General features: G+C 41.8%; 27 protein-coding genes. 24 read left to right on the forward strand and 3 right to left on the reverse strand.

Annotated features, from left to right (window positions below; translation table 11 throughout):
- The 17 genes from PVK71_RS18115 (at position 1) to PVK71_RS18195 (ending at position 14,302) form a co-directional block, all read left to right on the forward strand.
- Complete coding sequence (locus PVK71_RS18115) at positions 1–1,452, forward strand: hypothetical protein (protein ID WP_274420496.1); 1,452 nt, start codon at positions 1–3, stop codon at positions 1,450–1,452.
- Between the two features lie 4 nt (positions 1,453–1,456).
- Positions 1,457–2,566 carry a hypothetical protein gene (locus PVK71_RS18120; protein ID WP_274420497.1) on the forward strand — a complete coding sequence of 370 codons (1,110 nt, stop codon included), beginning with the start codon at positions 1,457–1,459 and terminating at the stop codon, positions 2,564–2,566.
- Positions 2,566–3,243 carry a hypothetical protein gene (locus PVK71_RS18125; RefSeq protein WP_274420498.1) on the forward strand — a complete coding sequence of 226 codons (678 nt, stop codon included), beginning with the start codon at positions 2,566–2,568 and terminating at the stop codon, positions 3,241–3,243. Before PVK71_RS18120 ends, PVK71_RS18125 begins: the two co-directional genes overlap by 1 nt.
- A 111-nt stretch (positions 3,244–3,354) precedes the next feature.
- A complete protein-coding gene (locus PVK71_RS18130; RefSeq protein ID WP_274420500.1) occupies positions 3,355–4,905 on the forward strand; it encodes a GspE/PulE family protein in 1,551 nt (516 codons plus the stop codon).
- Positions 4,902–5,939 (forward strand): hypothetical protein, encoded by a 1,038-nt coding sequence (locus PVK71_RS18135; RefSeq protein ID WP_274420501.1) that lies wholly within the window; start codon positions 4,902–4,904, stop codon positions 5,937–5,939. The genes PVK71_RS18130 and PVK71_RS18135 overlap by 4 nt, the downstream gene beginning before the upstream one ends.
- A 26-nt stretch (positions 5,940–5,965) precedes the next feature.
- The gene (locus tag PVK71_RS18140) at positions 5,966–6,457 is read left to right on the forward strand and encodes a hypothetical protein (RefSeq protein WP_274420503.1); all 492 of its coding nucleotides are present in this window, start codon (positions 5,966–5,968) and stop codon (positions 6,455–6,457) included.
- Positions 6,458–6,459: 2 nt separating this feature from the next.
- The gene (locus PVK71_RS18145; protein ID WP_274420504.1) at positions 6,460–6,930 is read left to right on the forward strand and encodes a hypothetical protein; all 471 of its coding nucleotides are present in this window, start codon (positions 6,460–6,462) and stop codon (positions 6,928–6,930) included.
- A gap of 7 nt (positions 6,931–6,937) precedes the next feature.
- Positions 6,938–7,915 carry a type II secretion system protein gene (locus PVK71_RS18150; RefSeq protein ID WP_274420505.1) on the forward strand — a complete coding sequence of 326 codons (978 nt, stop codon included), beginning with the start codon at positions 6,938–6,940 and terminating at the stop codon, positions 7,913–7,915.
- A 17-nt stretch (positions 7,916–7,932) separates the two neighbouring features.
- Positions 7,933–8,433 carry a hypothetical protein gene (locus PVK71_RS18155; RefSeq protein ID WP_274420507.1) on the forward strand — a complete coding sequence of 167 codons (501 nt, stop codon included), beginning with the start codon at positions 7,933–7,935 and terminating at the stop codon, positions 8,431–8,433.
- Between the two features lie 158 nt (positions 8,434–8,591).
- A complete protein-coding gene (locus PVK71_RS18160; protein ID WP_274420508.1) occupies positions 8,592–9,566 on the forward strand; it encodes a trypsin-like serine protease in 975 nt (324 codons plus the stop codon).
- 485 nt (positions 9,567–10,051) lie between these two features.
- Positions 10,052–10,234: a hypothetical protein gene (locus PVK71_RS18165; RefSeq protein ID WP_274420509.1), complete on the forward strand. Its 183-nt coding sequence runs from the start codon at positions 10,052–10,054 to the stop codon at positions 10,232–10,234.
- Positions 10,235–10,308: 74 nt separating this feature from the next.
- Positions 10,309–10,977, forward strand: coding sequence for a hypothetical protein (locus tag PVK71_RS18170; RefSeq protein WP_274420510.1), 669 nt, complete (start codon positions 10,309–10,311; stop codon positions 10,975–10,977).
- A gap of 58 nt (positions 10,978–11,035) precedes the next feature.
- On the forward strand, positions 11,036–11,563 hold the full coding sequence (locus PVK71_RS18175) for a lytic transglycosylase domain-containing protein (RefSeq protein WP_274420511.1): 528 nt from the start codon (positions 11,036–11,038) through the stop codon (positions 11,561–11,563).
- Positions 11,560–12,033, forward strand: a complete 474-nt coding sequence (locus PVK71_RS18180; RefSeq protein ID WP_146866342.1) for a hypothetical protein — start codon at positions 11,560–11,562, stop codon at positions 12,031–12,033. The genes PVK71_RS18175 and PVK71_RS18180 overlap by 4 nt, the downstream gene beginning before the upstream one ends.
- Before the next feature lie 13 nt (positions 12,034–12,046).
- On the forward strand, positions 12,047–13,063 hold the full coding sequence (locus tag PVK71_RS18185; RefSeq protein ID WP_274420512.1) for a CpaF family protein: 1,017 nt from the start codon (positions 12,047–12,049) through the stop codon (positions 13,061–13,063).
- A 119-nt stretch (positions 13,064–13,182) separates the two neighbouring features.
- On the forward strand, positions 13,183–13,428 hold the full coding sequence (locus PVK71_RS18190; protein ID WP_274420513.1) for a hypothetical protein: 246 nt from the start codon (positions 13,183–13,185) through the stop codon (positions 13,426–13,428).
- On the forward strand, positions 13,400–14,302 hold the full coding sequence (locus PVK71_RS18195) for a hypothetical protein (protein WP_274421879.1): 903 nt from the start codon (positions 13,400–13,402) through the stop codon (positions 14,300–14,302). The genes PVK71_RS18190 and PVK71_RS18195 overlap by 29 nt, the downstream gene beginning before the upstream one ends.
- Before the next feature lie 230 nt (positions 14,303–14,532).
- Here PVK71_RS18195 and PVK71_RS18200 read toward each other — a convergent pair whose 3' ends face one another.
- Complete coding sequence (locus tag PVK71_RS18200) at positions 14,533–14,907, reverse strand: hypothetical protein (RefSeq protein WP_274421881.1); 375 nt, start codon at positions 14,905–14,907, stop codon at positions 14,533–14,535.
- A 172-nt stretch (positions 14,908–15,079) separates the two neighbouring features.
- On the opposite strand from PVK71_RS18200, the gene PVK71_RS18205 reads away from it, so the two are divergent.
- The 7 genes from PVK71_RS18205 to topB all read left to right on the forward strand — a co-directional run bounded on the left by PVK71_RS18205 (position 15,080) and on the right by topB (position 23,013).
- The gene (locus PVK71_RS18205; protein WP_274420516.1) at positions 15,080–15,778 is read left to right on the forward strand and encodes a hypothetical protein; all 699 of its coding nucleotides are present in this window, start codon (positions 15,080–15,082) and stop codon (positions 15,776–15,778) included.
- A gap of 36 nt (positions 15,779–15,814) precedes the next feature.
- Entirely contained in the window at positions 15,815–16,222 is a 408-nt protein-coding gene (locus tag PVK71_RS18210; protein WP_274420518.1) for an H-NS family histone-like protein, read from the forward strand.
- A gap of 15 nt (positions 16,223–16,237) precedes the next feature.
- A complete protein-coding gene (locus PVK71_RS18215) occupies positions 16,238–16,498 on the forward strand; it encodes a hypothetical protein (protein ID WP_274420520.1) in 261 nt (86 codons plus the stop codon).
- A 922-nt stretch (positions 16,499–17,420) separates the two neighbouring features.
- Entirely contained in the window at positions 17,421–19,421 is a 2,001-nt protein-coding gene (locus PVK71_RS18220) for a TraM recognition domain-containing protein (RefSeq protein WP_274420521.1), read from the forward strand.
- The gene (locus PVK71_RS18225; protein WP_274420522.1) at positions 19,418–19,951 is read left to right on the forward strand and encodes a hypothetical protein; all 534 of its coding nucleotides are present in this window, start codon (positions 19,418–19,420) and stop codon (positions 19,949–19,951) included. The genes PVK71_RS18220 and PVK71_RS18225 overlap by 4 nt, the downstream gene beginning before the upstream one ends.
- A 3-nt stretch (positions 19,952–19,954) precedes the next feature.
- On the forward strand, positions 19,955–20,692 hold the full coding sequence (mobC, locus tag PVK71_RS18230) for a MobC family replication-relaxation protein (protein WP_274420523.1): 738 nt from the start codon (positions 19,955–19,957) through the stop codon (positions 20,690–20,692).
- A 77-nt stretch (positions 20,693–20,769) separates the two neighbouring features.
- Positions 20,770–23,013, forward strand: coding sequence for a DNA topoisomerase III (topB, locus tag PVK71_RS18235; protein ID WP_274420524.1), 2,244 nt, complete (start codon positions 20,770–20,772; stop codon positions 23,011–23,013).
- A 408-nt stretch (positions 23,014–23,421) separates the two neighbouring features.
- Here the strand turns inward: topB and PVK71_RS18240 are convergent, their stop codons facing one another.
- Together PVK71_RS18240 and PVK71_RS18245 are read right to left on the reverse strand one after the other, a co-directional pair.
- Positions 23,422–23,574: a hypothetical protein gene (locus PVK71_RS18240; RefSeq protein ID WP_186809493.1), complete on the reverse strand. Its 153-nt coding sequence runs from the start codon at positions 23,572–23,574 to the stop codon at positions 23,422–23,424.
- A 75-nt stretch (positions 23,575–23,649) separates the two neighbouring features.
- Complete coding sequence (locus PVK71_RS18245) at positions 23,650–24,063, reverse strand: antirestriction protein (protein ID WP_274420525.1); 414 nt, start codon at positions 24,061–24,063, stop codon at positions 23,650–23,652.
- Positions 24,064–24,094 lie beyond the last annotated feature (31 nt).

The following is a 24,094-nucleotide window of genomic DNA, read 5'->3' on the forward strand; positions in this document are numbered from 1 at the left end:
ATGCTTAATTTACGTCGCGGGTGCTTGCCACTGGTTATCGCTTCAATGCTACTGGTCGGTTGCAGCTCTCAAGAGTTCAAAGACAACCAGAAAAAGAACGATGAGATCCAACAAGAAATAGCCACTCGCTCAACCACCATTAAAAACAAAAAAGTCGATTACATTACCTTACCCCCTGTCACTCAGCGCACCATCGTAGAAAAAGTCGATACAGCATGGCTAGACACCGTGGTTACAGTGAACGTAGCCGATATGCCCCTCTCGATTGTGATTGAAGAGATCATGAATGGTGTTGGTTTGCCTATCTGGTTTTCCGAAGAAGTCGAACCAAATAAAGTCGTTTCTTTGAATTTTTCATCGACACGATTAGACGTACTTAACCTACTTTCTCGTGAAACCGGTTATGGCATTTCAGCCAAAGACAAACGTCTTGAAATTACTAAATACGTAACCGAAACCTTCTCGTTGAATATTCCAGCGGGCACCTACTCTGCTCAAATTGGCTCGCAAGGGGAAGCGTCGGGTGAAGACTCAGCTCGCATTGAAGGTCAGTTTCTTAACGTCGAATACAGCGAGGTTCAAATCGTTGAAGAAATAGCCGATGGCATTGTGAAGTTGCTCGGGGGTGACGATAGAGCCAAGAACGCCGTATCAACCGCAACCTCTCTATCTCACATTACGGTTCGAGCCACACCCGACCAAATGATGGAAGTGCGAAACCTGATTGATAACGCTCAAACCTCATTATCAAAGCAAGTCATGCTGGATATTCGTGTTCTTGAGTTTAAATCCAACTTAGGCACTGAACGCGGGATTGACTGGAACATTGTCCGTGATACAGGGGATGGCTTACTGCAATTTTTTGTACCAGGAACCACAACGGTTTCTCAAGGGTTAGGCTCAGGACTGGCCTTTACGGGCACGGGAAAATGGTCAGGAACCGAAAGCTTGATCAAGGTATTGGAGAAACAAGGCTCGGTATCAACAGAAACCCCAATCACGGCCATGATCTTAAATAACCAACCCGCAAAAATCACTCAACAGCGCGTCGAGCCGTACATTTCAGAAGCCTCTTCTGAATCGAGCGAGGGCGTCGTGTCTGCCAGTGTTAAGCGTGACAAAGAAGTGGAAGGCGTCGATATGATGGTGGTTGCGAATGTGCAACGTAACCATGTGTGGTTACGTATCTCAGGACAATTACAAAAAATCGTTCAACGTGAAGACAAGAAAGTCGAAGACATTGGCCTTCAATTTTTGACGGTGCAAAAATCTGAGATCACCTTTGCCAACAAACTGCGTTATGGCCAAACCTATGTGATTGCCTCTATCAAACAAACCAGCCGTCTTGCGGAAAGCTCAAAAAGCTTTTGGACGCCGTTATTTGGAGGTACTGGCTCTCAAACCGATACGATTGAAACCTTGGTGTTATTGACCCCAAGAAAAGTGGAGTAAGACGATGGAATTGGCAACCCTTGCCCTTCTTTCTTTAAATGAGCTAAAGAAACATCAACGATTGCACCCCGCCCCTTTTGAAAAAATCGTCATTTCTAACCAACGTCTCACCCGCTATTACGGCCCAAATAATGCCGTGTGCTATGGCGAATGGGTACGCGACGTTCTGGATAAACCAACGCAGTTGTCAATTTATCTGGAGCAGAAAGAAATGAACGCATGGTATGGCTGTGCAATGGATGAAGACGGGGTACTGATAGAAAGAATAGGCTCATTTGCCTTATTGTGTGATGTGCTTGCGTATGACTTACATCAAGCAAGTACGATATACATTACCCATGAGCTGCCATCTCAACCTGACGGGATCAAAGATAAGGACGTAAGAGCCGTCACGTTACCTAGCAATGATGAGGAAGCGCTCGCCCCTTATCGACTCACTAAACATCAATCTAAAAAACCATTATTGTTGGCCTGTTTAGGGCTTGCGGGGGCATTACTTGGGGTTGGAACCTATGTCATGATCCCTGATAGTCCCGCCCCACAAAGCGTGGCGGTGCCACTCAGTGAAGAAATGCGCTATCAAGCGCAATACCACACCAGCGTATTGCCTAATGTCGCCATTATCGATGCCAGAAATGCCCTTTTAAGCACCACGTTATTTCCACAAGGCGTGAATGCCAACACGGTGTCATTTCAGAATGGTCAACTCTCCCTGCCTATCACCATGGAGCCCAGCGCCAACTTAAATGAGTGGCAACAATGGTTAGATAACCACGCAGCGTTTTTGGCTCACTATGAGGCACAAACCTTAACATTGACCCCAACAATGCACACCGGCGAGCTGCCACGGTATGACATGAGCGTTCAGCATGACGTAGTACAACGGCTTCATTCAATGGGCATAGGCGTCTTGCAAAACACGCAAGATAAACGTATTGGGGCTTTGTTGATTAATCAATATCAACTCAGTGCCACCGTACCGCTTGGCTCTCTCAATATCTTGAGTGAAATACTTAATCATCCAATGATCTCTCTTGATGCGATCTCTTTGACGCTCAATGACACCATGACGGTGACAGGCACCATTGGCATTACCTTACAAGGCATTAAATAATGATACTGAAAAAGAAAGTGCTGTACGCCCTAATGGGCTTTTCCCTTTTAGGCATGATAGGCAATACCCTTTCATCTAGTTTAAATGAGCGATCAAAAAAAGAAACCAAAGCGCGATTAGCAGAGCAACGTCAATCATGGGAATTTCAAAATACAGAAACACTGACGCCTGTGATTGAAAGCCAATCACTGCCATCACCACAACCAATAACGGCAACAACAACGCCGAATACGTCGTTGCCCTTATCCCAAGAAGCACAACGGGCCTTGGACTCACTTCAACAAACCTATCTTAGCGAAGTGAACACCAAAGCGATGAAGGCTGCGAAAGAAGAATGGGAAGCCGAACAATCGCTACTAAACACCCAAAAACCCAAAGAAAACACGGTGATTGTTCCAGTAGAGCCTATCTATACCCCATCGTCATACAAAAGCGTATCTCCCATTGAGCAAGTGATTGTGAAAAGTATCTTTTTTAATGACAGTCGTGTGGTTGCATGGGTGGAATTTGAAGGGCAACTCATCCCTATCAAAGAGCAGAGTGTGTTTTTAGATACGGTGGTTGACTCCATTACCAAAAACTCAGTGGTGTTTAATGAAGGCGGTCGATTAGTGACTCGCTACATGAGCTCCTCAAAAAAAGCGGTGCCAAAAAATGAAAACATCAGTGAAGAGTAACTGGCTCACACTCTCACGCTTATGGGCCAGTAAGCGCACAGAGAAACCCACGCCATCCACAACCACGGTTCTGAAGATCGTTGTTCCTCTCAATGAGAAAAGGAGCTCAGTATGAATACGGAATTGGTGCTCAGTGATGAGCTAAAATCCATTTATTTTAAATACCAAAGCGCCATCTTGACTCAAGATGGTCAAATTTATACTTCTGATTTTACCACCAACGCCATTGATGAGATCAAAGCCGTCGTTAAAAACTATCCCTTACTGCTACCAGAGCAATTAGGGCAACGACTTAACGTGGTGCTGTGTGAGCAAAACTACCTATCCTCTTTACTTGAAGAAAATAAAGGGGAGCTACAACCGCTGCACTTGGATGATGATAAGCAATCGGAAGTCGCCCTTCGATTCAGTGCGCTTTTACAAACCGCCGTTGATAAAGACTCTTCGGATGTGCATATCGAGCTTTATAAAGCCGAAACTCGCTTATTAGCGCGGGTTGATGGCCGAATGGTGCACATAGAGAAAACCATTCCTGATCACGATTATGGCTTATCACTGTTCAGTTATTTGTTTACCGACAAAGCCGTTGATACCGACGACGATTTTTATCCAAACAAGATAAATAATGGTCGTGTCATTATCACGCTGAAATGTGGTGAGGTTCGACGAGACACCATTTGGCGAGCCGCTTACATTCCAGCCAAAGACAAAGGCGGTCAAGTCACGCTTCGATGGCTAAATAAATCAGAGCATATCCCGTTATTAACCCAGCTTGGCTGGGAGCGTGGCCACGTACAAGCCATGCGCGATTTTGCAAACAGTCCATCAGGCATTTGTATCTTAACAGGGCAAGTGGGCTCAGGGAAAACCACGGTGATTGCCGCCACCTTATCGGAATTAAAAGGAAAAGGTCGCTCAATGAATACCTTAGAAGATCCCGTTGAATTTGACCTAGGTATCATACAAACCTCGGTCATCAACCAAGGGGATGAAGACGGCTTCTTTGTCTATTCAAAAGCGCTGCTTCGCCATGATGTGGATATTGAATCGCACGGGGAAATTCGTGACAACAAAGGGGCCATGAGTGTGTGTCGTAAAGGGGAAACAGGCCAGATCATGTTCGCCACGATGCACACCTCAAGCGCCATCGGGGTATCGCATACCTTCATTGAACAAATGCACGTACCAAAATCCATTATCTCAGCGCCTAATCTCATGAAGCTCTGGGTATATCAAACTCTGGTGCGAGTATTGTGTCCTCATTGCAAACTGACTCATGATGAACTCTCTGAGCATTATGATGAAGAAACCTTAGCCAAACTGAACCACTGGCACAGCGAGCTTGAGGGCAAACTTGACGGTATTCGATACAAGAACCCAAAAGGCTGTAAATACTGTACCGAAGGGGAAAAAGGCCGAACGTCTTTAGTTGAAATGATCGTGTTAGATAATGAAGACAGGCTATTTATTTCCAATCAAGATTATTTAGGCTGGGAAATCGCCCTTAAAGCCAAAGGGTTTAAGTCAGTACAAGATCATGCCTTATTAAAAATCAAACGGGGCGACATCGACATACTGACGGCTGCGGGGCAAGTGAACAACTTGATCGCACAATCAAGCGCTAACGTCTATGACTCTCTCTTTGATGAGGAGGAAGAATGATGGATTTTGCGGCGTGGCGACAAGCTCGTCAGTTCAATCCACAGAAACAAGCGCAGCTCTTGCATAAAATACAGCGCTTATCTCTGGCGGGAATGCTTCAAAAAGACATTGTTGGCCAAGTCATGAAATACGGCACCGCAATGGAGAAAAAAGTGGCTCAGGATGTGGCGAGCTCCCTTGCCAATGGACGAGGATTTGCAGACGGTATTCGCCCTTGGCTAATAAGTATTGCTTACCAAAGTCTGAAAGCTGGGGAGCACATCGGTGATTTTCAACAAGGATTAAACGATGCACTGGCGGCGATTGAGACACAAAACACCTCAACCACCGTATTAATCAAAGCATTAACAACCCCAATCATTGGCATCATCGCGTTGTTTGGCACCTCAGCACTGGCAGCCAACTACGTTTATCCCATGCTCAGTAAACAACTGCCCCGCCCCCAATGGGGGGCGCTGTCCTCGTTTTCTGAATCCTTTGGGTTATTTTTTGGTCACTATGGCGTCTATCTGCTTTTGCTCTTTGCGCTTATCTGTATCGGGATTGTTATCGCTCTCCCTTTATGGGTTGGAGAGCATCGAAAGAAAGTCGATAACGCGTTTGTGTTTCGTCAATATCGACTGATACACACCGCCCACTTTTTAAATTCCATCAGCAACCAAACCCTTTCAGGGATTGGGATAAAAGAATCGCTCTCCAATTATATCTCTACGACCCCGCCGTATGTGGCATGGCATATCCATAAAATGCTGACCCAAATTCGACAAGGGAAAAACAACGTGGGGGATATTTTTGATGTGCAACTGCTCAACCAAGAAGAGCAAGAAACCCTAACACTGCTTGGGGGCATTGATACGTTAGATCCTTTGAAAAAAAGCGCAGAAATGCATCAAGAGCTTCTTGTTCAAGAAGTCGCTCTCATTCAAGCCATCGGAAAAAACACCTTAAAACTGCTGGGCGCCTTTGTTTTTGGCCTTACCGCAGGGGGCATTATTTCCCTCATATTCAATATAGCAACGCATCAAATGATGTAACCCTTTCATTAAAAGAGAATAAACACATGAAAAAGAACCAAACCAAACTTGCTCAACGTGGCGCCATGTCTGTGGACCTTATGCTGGGCTCAGGCTTCATCATCCTTGCACTTATCTACATTATTTCTAAAGGGCCATCCATTGCTTATGCATGGAATAAGATCATGTTCACCTCTGATGTATCAAGCATCATCAGTTCAACCCGTGATTGGAAAAAATCCCGTCCAAACTTTGATGGTGTTAGTATTCAAAAAATCTGTGACATTACCGATCTAAGTGATTCGATTTGTGGCACTTCAGGGGATGGTAAATCGACTAATGCCTTTGGTGGCGACTGGCGTGTTTCTGTGAACGCTTCAAAAGGGTTGTTTGATATTACCGCGACGTTACCCAACGATACCGACCGTATCGATGATATTGCTGACACCATGGCATCAAGTACGCGAAGCGGCTGTATTGAAGCGGCAGGCTGTGCCACCATCAAAACCAGTGCGAACTCCGTCACCATGACGTTCTAGCTATGGTCAGTCAACACGGTTTATTAAGTGTTGATATGCTGCGTACCCTTCTGTTCTTATCCATCATGGCGATAGCCTCTAGTTCTTTGTTTTCTTTATTGTCCAACAAAACGGATGCAAAAGAGATAGAGCGCCACATTGATAACATCACCGCGCTTGCCCAAGCGCATTACAGCAAAGGGGTAATGACTACTCAATGCTTGGCCCAGCCAAGCATTGATATTAATCAACTGGATATAGACGCCTATGATTATTTAGGTCTGTATGACGTCAGTTATGACAGCGTATCACCCGCAAGACCTCACTCTGTGACGGTGCGTTTTACCTTCACCTTCCCAAATAAAGCCCATGCAATTTCGCGCTACTTAACCCCTAGCCATCACGATGGCATGAGCTTTTATTATCAACGCCCACTGGATTATCAATTGGTGGATTTTCAGCATATTGATAGAGCCACAGGCTGCATCAAATAAGGACATCATGACACGAGCTCATACCCCAAAACGGCGAGCCCAAGGTGGGTTTGTGGCGATGGTTGGTTTGCTTATTACCTTGAGTTTTCTTTCCTATGCGTTTGTTTTGTACTCTGAAAAAGCACAAAAAGAGCGCATCAAAAGCGACACTCAATCGTTTTACAACCGACTGCTGTTTTTAAAACAACAAATTCACGCCTTTAATGCCGACCAATACCAAAATGGACGGCACATTAATTCGGCGGAATTATTTCCAGCGACATTACAAAACTTAGAAGGCGTTTACGTTCCACCCTGTTTGCCCGCTGACAATGCTCAAGGATTCTGTTTTTTGATTGACCAAACCCCGTGGGGGAAAATCAACTATGAAAGAGAGCCACTGGTAACACCAACAGGCACCAACACATGGCGAGCAGTCATGCGTTTTACGCTTCCAGACCAAAGTGATCCCGCGTTTACCACTGAATTGTCGATGAGCATTTCCATGCTCACGCAAATACCGACCAACGAGTATGACGCTGCGTTAAACCAAATGACGATATACGTAAACAGGCCCGACATGGCCTTTGCGTATGACGGCTTGGTGAAACGCAGCGGGGATGATTCGACGTTGCTTGGTGATTGGGATGTGGGCGGTAACTTTGCGATAACCAACGTCAAAGACGTCACCATCAAAAACAGCAACGGCACTCAAACCGTGGTCTCTGATGGCTTAGTGAATGTGTTTTTAGTCAAACACGATGACATCGTTGATAGACCAAATTGTCCCGAAGGAAAAGAAAGCATCATCAATCTCATGATAGGAGAAATAACCACACCAAAAGAACACTCCAGTACAGGGCGCATTCGTGCGTATTTAAAATCAACAAACGCCACTCAATGGCGAGTTGGGCTTGATAACGTTGTAAAAAGAGACCGTGATGGCGTCGTTCTAATTAACCACTCGGGTTATTTAACCGCCATTACTCAATGTAAAACCCCATAATCTAATAGGAAAATACCATGTTAAAACACACCTTAATTGCCAGTATTCTGGCTCTAACTCTAACCCCTTTAGCTCACGCGAAGGTCACTTATGAAGACGCAATAAAAGATCAATCTGCCTACAACGCAAAAATTAAAGCACTTGCGCCACCGCCAGCCGTTGGTTATACCTCTGATGAACTACATGGCATTGAAAAAACTGGTGACTGGAAACCAATCTACACAGGAAATACGACAGGTGCCGTCAACATTCCAAGCAATGCCAAAATGATCATGGTGCAAACCAGTGAAGGAACCACGACGTTCCCACGAAACAGCGGAAGTTTAGTGCTTGCCTCAAAAGTAAGTACTACATCAGAGAAATGTCACTTGACGGCAACCGCAAGGGCACGATTTACAGGCTCTCAAGTCATGGGAGAATATAGTCAGCAAAAAGAAAAGTGCCGAGTCAATGGAGATTACTATTGGGAGTCTAGAAGTGCTCAAATAAGCATCCAAAAAGTGCTTATTCAAAACTAAACTAACCCACTAAAAAGACGCTGAGAAATCAGCGTCTTAAACGATCATAAGTCGCTGGTTTCTTAGAACAAAAGATCATAAACCAAACGCAATAATTAAGTATTCAATAATCCAAAAAATGATATAATAGATCTAATAAAAACAAGGGCTTATTTAAAATGACTATTACAAAAAAACTGTTGTTCTCTTTATTGCTTTCAAGCAATGCTTACGCTGTCACTAATGGCTCTTCTGTCAATTGGAATAACTATCAAGACATGGTAGAAATGAGCTGCACAGGAACCGTTATTGCAGGGAAATTTATCTTAACCGCTGCGCATTGCTCTAACGATGATTACATTCGTTTTTCAGACAACACAACAACGTCAAGTATTGCTCGTGCCGATCACAAGGATTCGAGTTTATCAGGCGCGCAAGTTGATGTGTCACTTTGGACGCTTCCAACAAATAGAAACCTCACTCAAATTCATTATTTTGCAAATTTAAACAATAGAAATCTCGTTGCAAACAATGAAAAACTGCGTTTATTTGGGTTTGGTTCAACCAATTACGATGAACAGCCATTACATTACGCAACCGTGAAAGCCTCATTTGATTCAATAAGACCACAAGTTATTGACGGCAATCCTATTGGGCAAGGCTCAGGCATTGATGGTGATTCAGGCGGTGCTTGGTTAAATAAAGATGAACAAATTGTTGCCATAAATAAAAGTATTATTGGTAATGATGACGGCACAACGACAACGTTCGGTACTAACTTACATTATGCAAAAGACTTCATTTTAGAAAACATAAATGGCTGGCACTACCCAACTCTTGCGAATACTTCTAATGGGTCAACCACAATCAAAGTTCAATCATTGCATGACCCATTATCAGGTCAAATAAATGATATAGCTTACACTTCTGGTGAAGCGACAATTACTGGAGGTACTTGTTTTCAAGCCTCGGATATTCAACCGTTCTCAACCTGTACTTACACCGTAGAAGGTACTGGTACTCTCCACCTATCAGATAGTGAATCAATTACTATTAAGCCAGCCCCTGAATCAGGCGGCGGTGACAGTGGCGGTAGTCTTGGGTTCTTATCCATCATCGGCTTACTTGGTCTTGGATTAATCAGAAAAAAGTAATGTTTTGAATTTTAAATGTAATCACTCAAAAATCAGTTTTCTATCCATATTTGCCACCCATAAGAAACACGGGGTTATCTCATTAGAAAAATTGGGTTCATGGAATAGAGCGATTAATAAAAACAACGATTCTGACTTTAAGTGCAAAGAGGAATCAACCATGATGGACGTACATAAAGAATACAAAACAAGATCATAACCATCATAAATCGAACCACAAAAAAGCAGACCAGTCGGTTTGCTTTTTTATTGCATTAACATCTCACTTTTAAGAAAAGCTCACATAATAAACACACGCAATCGTTCGCTTTTTTCTATCTGCTAATAATGAATATATTAACTATTTGTTTATAGCCAAATAGTCTAACCACCCTTAAAAATGAAAATGACAATTCTAACATTAGGCATATACTCCGACTTCACATAATACGAGCGACCCATGCTCTCTAGGCTTGTAAATCAACGCCTATTTCATAGAAGAAACAATGAATACTGTTAAGTCACAGCAACACATCACCATGTATTTGATTGCTCAAAAACATGAAGCTTACGGCTACACCTCTTTAGAAACACTGGCTCAATGGAATCGAAAATTACCAAAGAAAAATCAGTCAGCATTTACCTGCAAAAAAGTAACCACGCTCAATAATACAAAATATAACCCGTAATATTTTTATCCAAAGCAAGCCTATCGGTTTGCTTTTTTCATGCCTGTCATTTACCACATAGAGACATCTTTATTATGACTACGTTTTACTTCTTCATTGAGTTGGTTAGTGTTCCTATTGTAATGATAGGCGTTAGTTTTCTTAGCTACCTAATCCAAACCACACCATCAACCATTCGCAACCTTAATCATCGTCATCAAAAAACAGGAGGAATTGGCGTTCTATTGTTAGGAATGTGTTTTATCACCCAGCCTGAGTCAAATTACTTATTGTATGGTGCTGTGATTGGTTTTCTGATTTTTCATTATTTCTGTGGGTTTACCGTTCAATCTATATATGTTCACTCATTGGCCATCGTTCCATCACCTTGGAATAAACAGAAAGTTCAGGTTCATCTTGCTACGCTATCTCAACCACTGGATAAAGAAGTGTACCAGGATTTATTTATTCTTCTTGATGAGCTGCAAGCCGCTGGTATCACTACGGTTGTATTGACTTCACCGCTATTTACTAAGCAAAAAAGAGTAAGAAGTACGTTATTTTTTCAGTACAAGTTAAAACAAAAAGGCATTGAGCTAGAAAGTAAAACCATCCCATTCTATACAAAACCATGGGCATGCTGCTTATTGGCGTTTCAAAAATACCTATTACGAACACCAAGCCTTCAATCATTGCCATTAACTCGCTGGCACCAATACACACTGCGTTTACCTTCACGCTCAAATTCACGATTATCAGAATGATAATTGGGGTGTTTGAGTGCAACAAAGCGAAGCGACGTTAGCCCAAAGGACTTACCCCATGAACATCAATATAACGGTATTTGCCTACTGGCTAATGCTATGCACTCTTTCGCCTCTCGCTTTTGCTGCACCTGAAAATACCACATCCACCGGTGCGCGAAATTACAATGGCTGGACATCGAGCTACAACCGAAAACAAACCGTTCCTAAATGCACTCGTCATTGTGATGCTATTGCAAGAAGCAGTCAGTATTACGGCGTACCTAGTGCCTTGGTTCTGGCCATCATCAGGCAAGAAAGCAATTTCAATCACAGAGCCGTTAGCCCTAAAGGGGCAAAGGGCTTAATGCAGTTAATGGACATGAACTCCACTCACATTGACCCATTCAATCCTGAGCAAAATATTCATACTGGTACGGCGTTGTTAGCTCGCCTATTAAAACAATACGATTCCATTGAATTGGCCCTTGCTGCGTATAACGCGGGCGAAGGCAACGTAAGAAAATACGGGGGCGTTCCCCCGTTTAAAGAAACACAGAACTACATTAAAAAAGTCATGCTCTATTATCGAGGATACCAATCATGAAACCTTACTTACTGCTGCCCCCTCTGCTTTTGTCCTTGCTCTATACGCCGCCTTTACTCGCCGCCTCCGAAGCCGATTGCGCTATTTGGATGTGCTTACCGACTGGATTTGGTGAAGGCTGCGGGGACGCAAAGAAAGCCTTTAAGAAAAGAACGAAACGGCATCAACCATCTATGCCGCCATTTCCATCCTGTGAAGTTAGGCCCGCTGGAGATACGTCTGTAATTAGAGATAAATACACCTCAAAAGATGGCGTTGCCGCTTATGTTCCCACAAGAACGATATGCATCCGTCAAGGTAAGAATACCTGTATGGAAACCAAAACCATTGATGAACACATGGTAAAAGACAGACGATGCGCTCGAACCTCAAAAGATGGGCCATATTACCCAACAGGTTGCACCCAAACCTTTAGATACACCGAAGTCTATTTGAATGGTCACTTGTTTGGCCAAACTCAATACTACTAATTAAGAGGCCAACATGAGTGACACCATCGCAACGCTCTTTGGTGATGTTCCTATTGCTAAACAATACGAATGGCAATGGGTAGAGAAACACTTTGAACCTCTCAAACAATGGTTTTTATGTGACGGTGTCACTGAAATCTTTGTTGATAGGTTCGATTCAATCTCCATCGAGCGCAACGGCAAGATTGAAAAAACCGACACCACCTTTGTATCAGAGCAAACTCTTAAAAATTTAATCACTCAAATTGCCTTATGCTTAAATCAAACCTTAACCGATGAGTCCCCTATCATGGATGCCCGTCTTCCTGATTGCTCCCGCTTGTGTTGTACGCTGCCAAGCGTCACACCACAAGGCGCGACAATCACGTTACGTGTCGCCCCAAGGGATTCTATAAGCATTGATGAATTAGTTGCGTATGGCGCCCTTAGCGAAGAAATGAAGGTCTATTTACAAGGACACATCCAGCAAGGCAGTAACATTATGGTATCAGGTAATACTGGCTCAGGAAAAACCACCTTGCTTCGCGCCTTAGCGCGATTCATTCCACTTAATGAGCGCATCATTACCTGTGAAGATACTCAAGAGCTGTACTTAGATTGGTTACCCTATCGCGTATCACTGGAAGCACCGAATCGAAAAGACAGTGAAATTGAAATGAAGAACCTCATTGAAACGTCACTTCGTATGAGACCCGATAGAATTTGGGTTGGAGAAATCAGAAAGGCGGCTGCGGCCGACGCTTTTCTTCAAACAATTAACACGGGCCACTCTGGATGTGTAACCACCATTCACGCCAATAACACAATTGATGCGGTATCACGTTTGCAATATCTCATTGCAAGCCAAGGCTTGATTAGTTTTGATTTGGCAGGGAAACAAATCATGGGCTCAGTCAATCTACTTATACACGCCAGTCGTCATGCCGACTACGGCAGACGAATAACGGAAATCACCGAAATCAAAGATGGGAAATGCATTCCCGTTTTTAGATTTAATTCTGAAACAGTGGCGCACGAAAAAATCGTTTAGATAACGATTTAAACGAAGCAATGAAATAAGCATTGTTCATATTATTGAGTTGATTAAAAAATACGAGCCCACCAGTACGTACTCTTAAATAATTTCATTTACAAACAAGGAACATAAAAATGACCCAGAATCAATTAATAGAAAAAAAACATTGCGAAAATGTTGATGGTACTTTAGTTTTTGAACTTAACAATGGACAAGAAACTCTTGGCTTAGAGCTTACGACAATACTGCAAATGGTACGTATTGCAGAGCGCCAACACTTCATACCTCCTCTTGAAGAGAAATGGTGGAACCAACTCCAACAACGTTATCCAGAATTGCAGGTAGATATTGATGAACATCTTCAAATTAAAAATAAATGACCGCTCCTTTTATTCATTAACGAGGGACAATTTCAATCAAGAAACTCAACGAAAGTCACCTTGGAATCAAATGGGCAGTGATGGTATAAAACGATATTATGCTGTCTGCCCCGCCTGTGAGAACACCATCCAATTAATTGGTTTTCACGTAAAAAATACAGAATTAAACGATGAGAATATTACTGATATTTCCGAGCCTTTTGGTAAGCACTTTCTTTCAAAAAAAATAAGTAACTTAGGGGAGTTAAGCCAAGAAGCTTACGAATTGTGCCCTTACGCTTCCAAAAATAAAAAACATCCTAAACCTAATGATAAGTACAACACCAAAAGCCGCATACCAAATAAACTATTAGAACTATTACGTACTGAGTTTGACCGTATTGTTTGGTGCTTCCAAAAAAGCATTGGTATTGAACTTCCTCCCAAATACATTCAAACCATGCTTAATGACTATCTAAATAATGAAGGATGGTGGTATGCAGGCTCTACAGAGTTAAATCTTCCATGGACATTTATTTACAACACCAATGCCACACCACTTCTATTTTGTAAAATAGAAGATGATGAAATGAAAGAAGCATTAATAAAATGCTATCCAAGTGCCACATTTGATGAAAAAAACAAATTCGAAAGTAAAGGAAAATACATCACTCCTACTTTCTGCTTTTTATCTCACAAGCGCCATTTAAATACCGAGACTCATCATTTAACAGAAACAATGGACTTAAGTGTTTCTGATAATGATGGAACGATTATTTATAAAAAGACAATTGAATTTGAACCGCTTTTGTTTAATAAACTCATAAATAAACCAACATCAACCTACCGCAATCAACTTTTACTAAATAAAGTAAATACCACTATTGAGAAATAAATTATGAATCCATTTTAAAACACTAAGTTCCCCTCGCAGTTTGCGAGCGGGACTTAGTGAAGCCACACCAGAACACCTGAATGATGGCTTATCAAAATTCATTATGGTGAGCGAAGAAATGAACGATCATTTCATTTGATGTTTGCTTTTCTATCGCTCTTTTCTGTCTTCACCATAACGAGACTTCATTCAAGCACTAAGAAACAGGGGAAATCCAGCATAAAGCAACTTCATATACTAAAAGCGCAAGAATAAGAATGGATCACTCCCTTAAACGAAGTAATACCATGAGTAACTAACTGCTGATATTGATACTTCATCAAACTAATGCCTTCCTCTTCATTGATCGTTTGAACACCTTCAATCTTTAATTTCAATGACAAAAATGAAGTACTGTCAGACAACGCATTCTCCAAACCATCCATACGTAAACAGCATTGAGTCAACATTGAGAGATACACTTCATCTTCTCGATGAAGGTTTATTTTAATAAAAAAACCACCAATAACATGCAATTGCTCCCCGTCCTCTTTCACTAAACACACCAGATAAATATGGCGATACATTGAAGCATTGTCCGTTAATGCATTCATTGTGTATGACATTTTACTGCCGTTAAAAACATAAGAAAACGGAACATAAGCACATTCACTTACCATTTTTATTCTCAATAAAATCATCCTATTTCACTGTACGTGATGCTCATTGAGTTCAACAAATGGAAACGAAATGAATGTGAAGTGACTCGAAAATCAAAACAGTTCAAGGAGTAACCTAATGACAAATGCACTCATTAATGACGCTGAAATTCTTGATGAGCAAGAATTGGAAGCACTAGAGCAACACTATACAGAAAGAGAGCAAGAGCATGAGAAAGAGCGCCACAATGTTAAAGCTCGACTCTCTGGCCACACGTTTTTAAAACGCTGCCACTTACCCATGTATTGGTTAGCAAGACTAAGAGACATGCATGTTGGTGATACATTTATCATGGCTTCACTCCGTCATCATTATGATGAGATGGACTTTGAAGGTGTCGCTGAAATTTACGCTCAAAAAGAATCGAAAGGCGTTTATACACTACGTTCTAATTGGACATTACTTTCCAAACCATCAAGACCTCATCGCTTTTCTGAACTCACTTTTAAAATAGAAAAAGGCGGAATAATTGCTTTCACAGGAAAACATTCACCTGAGAGCCAACACAGTTTTGTTTTAACCTCAAGATACATCCAATGGTTACTCAAACACGTCACCGCTGAAGATAATCAACCTTATTTCGATCTTGGTCTTCCCCCGTTTTTAAGTGGCGTTAATGTGGATAAAAACAGTCGAACCACAAGGCGTTTTTATCCAAAAGGTAAACACAATGAAAAAGGTATTCACTACCTTTTTAATGACGAACAAATGCCAAAAAGCATGATGGAATGTATCGTCGATTATGGCATCGCTTCTGGTGCCATCAATTTTTCTTAGTTTGAAACTAATCAATAAAACTCAAAAGGAACACTTATGAATCCATTATTAAAAACGCTATTAAACACTCGTACTCTTCATAAAACACTGAATGAAGCAACACCTGAGCAAATAGAAACCTTACTTGCCAATGTCATTTTAGTAAGCGACGAAATCAAAGAAATACACCGAAAAAAAGCCGAAGAAGACGCCATAAAATTGCAAGAGCTTGAGCTATTCAAACAACAAATCATTGATAAAGGCATTGATTTTGAGGCGCTGTCTAAAATCATGGCAGGCAAACCAAAAGCCAAAAAGAAAACAGCCACAGCACAAACTGAACTCATTTATCATTATGAAAAAGACGGTGAGAAAAAACAGTGGAATGGTAAAGGTGATATGCCAAACATCATCAAACAAGCCATTCATAATGGCAGTAAGTTAACCGATTTTTTAGCACGTTAATGTAAGGGCTACATCATGAGAGCAGAGCAAGATAACATACTCACAATCAATGATATTGATAACGAACTTCACTCAATTACACCAGAGCAAATGGAAGGGGCACTAGGAAAATTTGAAGCCATCATGGAACGTCTCATTACTGGATGTGATGAGACTTCTGAGCAAGGGTTGCAAGAAAAAGAACGACTGCAACGATTTGAAAAAGACATCCTTAACAGCAACTTTAAATCAAAAAACCAAAGCACATTAACAGAAAATAAGCACACGAAAAAATGAAATGAACGATCATTTATTTTGATGTTCGCTTTTGCTTTTCTATCGCTCTTTCTGTCTTTTTATCTCGCTCTTCATCGCTCTACCTCCCGCTTTTCTCTCTCGTCTCTTTTGCTTTTTTGCTCTGCTCTTTTCACAAAGAAACCAGACATTAGCGAATAACAAACAGATGACTTCATACATAAAATGAAAGCCACATTTCAATCCTTAAGGATTGTTAAATGGCTTGAATGCTTGAGTGAAAATTACGAGCCTAAGCGAAGGAAGGTGAACTGCTTTTCAAACTTAACGACGACGCGCCGTGCGCCAAAGGAGTTCTAGTTTGCCCTGCTTAAAAAAGGATTCAATCGCTGAAAGCGTCCCCCATCGTGGGGGGAGGAGCGAAGCGAAATTGCTAATTCTTTTTTCAGTGCGCAGCATCTAACGCCGCGTTGAGCCCCGCGAAACCAAGTTAGACGGGGGAGCCGAAATAAACGTGTAGCCCCAGCGTAAAGCACGAGCCTCCCCAGAGGCGTTTTATTTTGGGGGCTTGCCCCGCACAACCGTTGAGTAACACGAGACCAAGCCCGTTTTGGTAGTTGATTAGGCTATTTTTGAGCAAGTTAGGAACGACACGGCCAAAAAGAGCGTAAATCACCTTCAAAAGGGGCTTGGTCTCGCGTAGCGATACGGTTTTGCGCGCTCTTGACTTGCTCCCTGTCGGACGTTCAGGACAGAGGGGAGATTTCTGTTGACCTTGACCTTAAAAGACTGAAAAAACACGTTTTTTCTGTATCTCTAGCTCGCTTGCGAGTGCTCCTTCTTGCTTTTCTCTTTCTCCACTCTCGATGTTAACCCTCGGTGTCAGCTCTCGGTGTGACAGAAACACCGAGGATAAACACCGAATGCAGACACCGACAAGAACATTTATAGGAAAGAATTTACTATGCTTGAACACATCGAATTTATGCTGTTTAAAATCGCCATACTCACAGGCTCGGCGCTCTATTCATTCACCGATACGTGGGGCTGGTTTCTCTCTTTTATCGCTGGGGTTGGCTTACCAACCCTCTACTTTGATAAACCCAAAACGGACAAAGACGAAAGTATTTTTCGTCGAGCGATTATCGCTACTTCTGTTTTGTTTTTTATCTTTGGAACGATCTCAAACATAACGATCCCAACGTTATTAGTTTGGATCCAACGATCACAACTGACTCAGATTGTGAGTATCGAATATTCATGGCAAGCGTATTTATTATGGCCAAGTTTATTCCTTGGTTTGTTTCTTCATGTTTTCGTTCGCCGTCAACTTTCACCGTTAAAAAACAAACTGAAAACCGACTTAACCAAGAAGTCATCGCTGGTTCGAGAAGAGAGAACCGACGTCAGAAACATCCGTCAGTTTTTACCTGATACCGTGGAATACGATCCCCTTGATTTCATCGATATTAATAAGGGAATGTTTGTCGGATTAGATCGCCATCAACAACCGCAATACATCCCAATGGGTGACTGGCAAAAACAACACGCCGATATTTTAGGAACGACGGGCGCAGGTAAAGGCGTTGCATCAGGAATGCTGCTTTATCAAAGCATCATGGCTGACGAAGGTGTCTTTGTTTTAGATCCAAAAAACGACGAATGGGCGCCACACTTATTTAAGTATGCGTGTGAGCAAGCGGGCAAACCGTTCTACTTAATCGATCTGAACCTTAAAGAATATCAACTCGATCTCTTTGCGGGTATCAACAAAGATCAAATCGAAGAATTACTCGTCGCGGGATTAAGTTTGGCTGAAAAAGGGGACATCGCCGACTTCTATCGTATCGATGACAGAAAGGCAGCTCGTGAAGCGCCGTTCTTAGCCAGTGACGATGAAATAAGATCCATTGAAGCGCTATTTAATAGTGAGCATGTTCAATCTCTCGCTGAAAAAGTAAAAGCCTTTTATGGAAAAATGGAAGAGCTAGCGTTGATTAAATCAATCAATGCCATTGGCGGATTAAACCTCAAAGATATTTTTGATAATGGCGGCTGCTGCTACATCATCGGCTCACTGCGTAACAGTAAAATAATCATCGCCCAGCGCATGATCTTAATTCGACTGTTTCAACTTGCCGAAGAGCGTGATCGCGTAAAAACAAAACCAAGGCCCATCGCCATTTTCTTAGATGAATTAAAATACCATTTATCCAAAGCGGCACTTGAAGGATTAGGCGCCGCTCGTGATAAAGGCGTTCACATCATCATGGCACACCAATCCGTTGCCGATTTAAAAGACTGCCCCGCCGACTTAAACGGTGAAGCCGTTGTGGGTGCCGTGGTTGAAAACACCAAATTCAAATTGGTGTACAAACTTCAAGATCCAGAGACCGCCGAATGGGTATCTAAAATGTCAGGCACTATTTTAGTTGATGATGAAACCAAACAAATTGAAAACAGTCGCGTCTTAACCGAAAACATCACCAATGAGCGCAGCGTTCGATTAGCAGAAAGAGCCTTGGTTGATACCAATATGCTGCAAAGTTTACCGCCCTTTGTGAGCTACATCTTCACCCCAAACGAGCCCCCAAGACCATCACTCATTTCACCAATCAAAGTGAAAAAAGAAACCTTAGTTTTTCACAATATGAATAGTGAAGAGGTTCCATCATTAACGCCTTTGGATGATCTGAATGATGACAATTTTGACATCAGTACCACCGAAGAGGCGAGCCAGCATGACTCTGATACAGAGCCATCAGAAGAAGACTCTTCGGTGGCACCATCCGATCCTTTTGCAAGTGAAGAGGACGACGATGAAAGCAATTATGATTTTGGCGTATCTGACTCAGAAGAGCAGGAAGAGCCAGCAGAAAGTGAAGAAACACCCACTATCGAAGAGTGCGAGAAAACAGTGGATGACTTATTTAATCAATTAACACAAAAGGAAAAACAAGAATGAAATTCCACAATAAAAAACTGGCTCTGCTATGGCAACACGATTTACTGACACCAAGCACAAAAAGAAAGCCCATTGATGGCCAGTTTATTTTCAGTAGTATCTTTTCTGTCTACGCGTTTTCCACTCGAAACGATCAAACCATATCAACCCTGTTCGCAAAAAAGGTGATTGAAAAAATAGGAAATGATCTGCGAGCGTTTCGACTCTCAATCAAAAAACAATCCTCAGTGTTCAATGATGGGATTGACCCAATTGAATTACGAGTGTTTACGCCTAACAACGACTATGAGTTCACGATCCATCAAGACAAACTCAGTCCAGAAAATACCATGCTCGTGAAAATATTCATGGCCATGGACGTTTTTATTATTGATCTAAACAAAGCCTTATTTAATGGCGAGCTCAACAGCCAACAAAAACAAGCTTATCAAATAGGCGTACTCAATCAACTGGCTCACTTATTAGAAACCGTGAATACCACCTGTATTGATTTTCATAAATTAAGAAAAAGCCAATCAAATAAAGGATGATGGATGATCATTTCTGACCCTAAAAAAAGAGCCGAACGTTACTCAGAAAAACAAACGCTGGTCTTGAATTATTTAAAACAAGAAACCTACAGCGACATTCCCAACCTTATGTTGTTACTAAATTATAAAAAACGACAACCATTAGACCTTCTCTTAAAAAAAATGAAGTCCATCGGGCTTATCGAAAAATTTGAATACGGGTTTAGAGACATAAAAGTCAAAATATGGGGGATCACCATCGATGGCATGATACAAACCGCGGACGCTAAAGATACCGATGACTTTCAGCACTTTGAACCTTCAAAAATAAAAACATGGACAATGATCCATCACTTGATGAATCAAGAAGTTCGGATTTATTTAGAACGCAATGGCTGGTCACATTGGCAAAACGCCGACCGTTACACCTTTAGAAAAAAATATCCTGTTCCTCACCGACCTGACGCATTGATCATCGCCCCCAACGGCCACACCATTGCGATAGAAACAGAGCGAACACTAAAAACCAAACCGCGATACCAAGAAATATTGAAAAGCCATCTACTGGCCAAGAAAAATAAATATTGGTCCAAAGTCATCTACGTGGTTCCTGACAGTAAAACCAAAATTGCCCTCACCAATCGCTTTAACAACATCACTTACGTCAACATGAATGGATCACGTATCACTCTGACGGACGATCACCGAAAAACATTCCACATATTCACATTAGAAGAAATGAAGACACTCGTTATTCATTGAGTTTCATTCTTCCTCAACAAATACCGCCCTTACTTTCTAAAAAAGTTTAAGGGCTTTTTATTTTATAGGAGCGTCACATGCGCGTATTTATTGCAGAAAAACCAAGTTTAGCCGAAGCCATTGTTATTGGTCTTGGCGGAAAGCCTAACGCCTCAGAAAAAAAAGCCGGTTACTACCAACATGGCAATGACAAGATCACATGGTGTTATGGCCATATGCTCGAATTATTCGATCCAGAAGACTATGATCCAAAATTCAAAAAATGGTCGCTGGATGATTTACCCATTAAAGCCACCTTTCCACCAAAACTGAAAGTCATTCAAAAAAGCCAAGTGCAATTCAATGTCATTTCAAAACTCATCAAAGAAGCCGACACCTTAGTTCATGCGGGCGATCCCGACGATGAAGGTTGTTTACTGGTTGATGAAATTCTAACGCACGTGAATAACACCAAACCTGTTGAACGTTTATTGATTGCCGACTTAAATGAAAATCCCGTGAAAGAAGCCCTCGCCTCTATGCGCCCAAACAGTGAGTTTCAACATCAAACTCAAAGCGCGTTAGCTCGCTCTATTGGCGATCAATTGTTTGGCTACAACCTAACACGTGCTTACACCCTTAAAGCGCGTGAGAAAGGCTGTGAGAACGTGCTTAATGTGGGTAGAGTACAAAGCGCCGTCTATGGGTTAATCAATCAGCGAACCCTTGCTAACTTAAACCACACAGAGTCATTTTATTATCTTCTCAACGGTCATTTTTCTATTGCTGGAAAAACAGTGAATGCCAGGTTAATTCCCAATGCCGACACCAGTGAATTGGATGAAAAAAATCGTTTAATTTCTGAGTTGGACGCTGCGCTCATCAAAGAAGTGTGTGATCAAAAACCAGCTCGTATTCTTTCTATTGAAAATAGAAAAGAAAACAAAGCGGCACCATTGCCTTTCAACTTATCCAAGCTTCAACAAACCTGTGCTAAAAAATGGGGATACAAAGCCACTGAAACGTTAGACATCGTTCAAAAGCTGTATGAAACGCATAAGCTATTAACCTACCCGCGCTCAGATTGTCGTTACTTATCTGACGAGCATTTGAATAAAGCCTCTGACATTCTCGCGGCTATTGCCGGCACAAGCTCAACCTTGGTAAAAAACATTGATGGGGCAAACCTTGGAGCGAAACACAAAGCGTTCAACAGTAAAAACATCACCGCCCATCATGCGATTATTCCAACAGAAAAAAATGGCAGCAGTTGCACTCTGACGGAAAAAGAAAGCAACGTGTATCACTTGGTGGCCACAAGTTTCATTGCTCTATTCTACCCTGATTCTGTGCGTGACAAAGTAAAAGCCATGATTGGCTGCGGTGAGCAAGAATTTGCGGCAACCCAATCCACCATTGATAAGCAAGGCTGGGAAGTGCTTTATCAAGGTGAATACAACGATGAGCCCAATGATAACGCCTTTGATTTGGCATTGTTAAAGCAAGGGGATGAAGGCCACTGTGAGCTTGTCACCATCGATAAGAAAAAAACTCAGCCTCTAAAATACTTCACAGAATCAACGCTATTAGCAGCTATGAGCCGTGCTGCAAAATACGTCTCCAGTCCTGAGCTAAGAAAAGCGTTAGAAGAAAAGGACAAAGACAATAAATCAGAGTCGGGGTCAATTGGCACCGAAGCCACCCGCGCTTCTATTTTGGCAAAAATAGAAAGCAACACCCACTTAGTGAGTGTTGTCAGTGAAAAAGGTTACAAAGAAAAAGTCTATAAAACGACCACGGCAGGTCAAGAGTTCTGTGCGTTATTGCCAGATGAAATTATCACTCCTGATACCTCGGCACTTTGGGCCGATTACCAAGCCAGCATCAAAAAAGGCGAACTCGATACAAAAACGTTCGTTAGCTACATCGATTGTTATCTTGAAACTCAAGTTCAATTTGTAAAAGAGAACGGCGTGGCCATCACGGTAGCGGATAAAATCACCTGTCCAACCTGTCAAAAAGGCAGCATCACTAAGCGTAAAGGAAAGAATGGAATATTCCATGCGTGTAATCGCTACCCTGATTGTAAAACCGCGTTTCAAGATAAAAAGGGTAAGCCTGATTTTGATCCAAAACCTAAGAAAAAAGAGGGGCCATCCAATGCTGAAAAGTTTGGTGTGATCAGTGCTAGTGAATTTTGTAAGCAATGTGGAAAGCCGCTTGCAAGAAAGCCCGCGAAGAAAGAAGGATCGTTCTGGTGGGGATGTACTGGTTTTCCGACCTGTAAGGTTCGTTTCTTTGACAAAGACGGCAAACCAGACAGAGATAAAGGGGAATTATAATTAGAGAAAAAGAAGTGACACGTCTTTAAATCTTCACTACTATCAAAGGGTATGTATAACTCCATACAAAAACCTTTGTATTATTTTATTTATACCCCTATATAAATAAATTGTTTCAAATAGCAAATTAGCCATGCCCTAACGGGTGTGGCTTTTTTTGTGCCCAAAAATCACAACCCGCTACCGTGATACGCTTTCCATAAAGAAAGCAAATAAGTAAAAAGAACACAACAACATGACATAAACTAAACACTCATCTTACTGCAACCTATTATTGGTTGTTGTTTAGCGATAATTATCGTATTCAGTGAGTCTCATCTCGGATTTTGAGCCTCACTTTTTTTCACTTCAAATTTGGCAAATAAAAAACCCACAAGATACAATCCTGTGGGTCAATTTAGTGATATTTCACAATGGATACTCAGCAGATAAACCACAACAATGACAATCAAAACTCGCCATGCCAGTGTCGTAATTGTTGCAGATCTCACCGTCATGCGTATCACAATGAGAGCAATAAACATCCTGTTGGATCTCTTCTGAAATAGATAATATCGTCATTCTGTGTTTCTCCTAAAAATAAACAGAAACACCCCATAGGAATGCTTCCTATGGCCGTAAAATTGGTGGTTTACGTTAATCGATAAATTCCAGAATATAATCTGATTCTTTATGCTCTAACGCATGATCTCGTAATTGGTGATAAAGCGCGTACAAACGTTCGTTTTCTTGTTCATCACCCCGATCATGAGCCAATGCATTAAAATGACCTAGCGCCATTAACGTAATACATATCCCATAAGCTTCTGAGCTCAACGTCACATCGGTATAATTGAACGAATTAATCGCTCGAACCGACGGTTCAATCTCAGGGTACATGAATTTTCCGCCATTACTCAGTGATACAAATTGCCAATAAGCCCCTTGATAATCCTCTGAGAACCTTTCAGCTAATGAAAACAGCACCGATTCAAAACTCAAAAAGTGTTTTGTGATTGATGGTAAAAACGCGAAACGCTCCTTAACAGGAACAATTGATTGAGTGAGCATAATGTCACCTTTTATGATTGGTGGATTGATA

This window comes from Aliivibrio sp. S4MY1 (genome assembly GCF_028765545.1).
GTDB lineage: Bacteria > Pseudomonadota > Gammaproteobacteria > Enterobacterales > Vibrionaceae > Aliivibrio.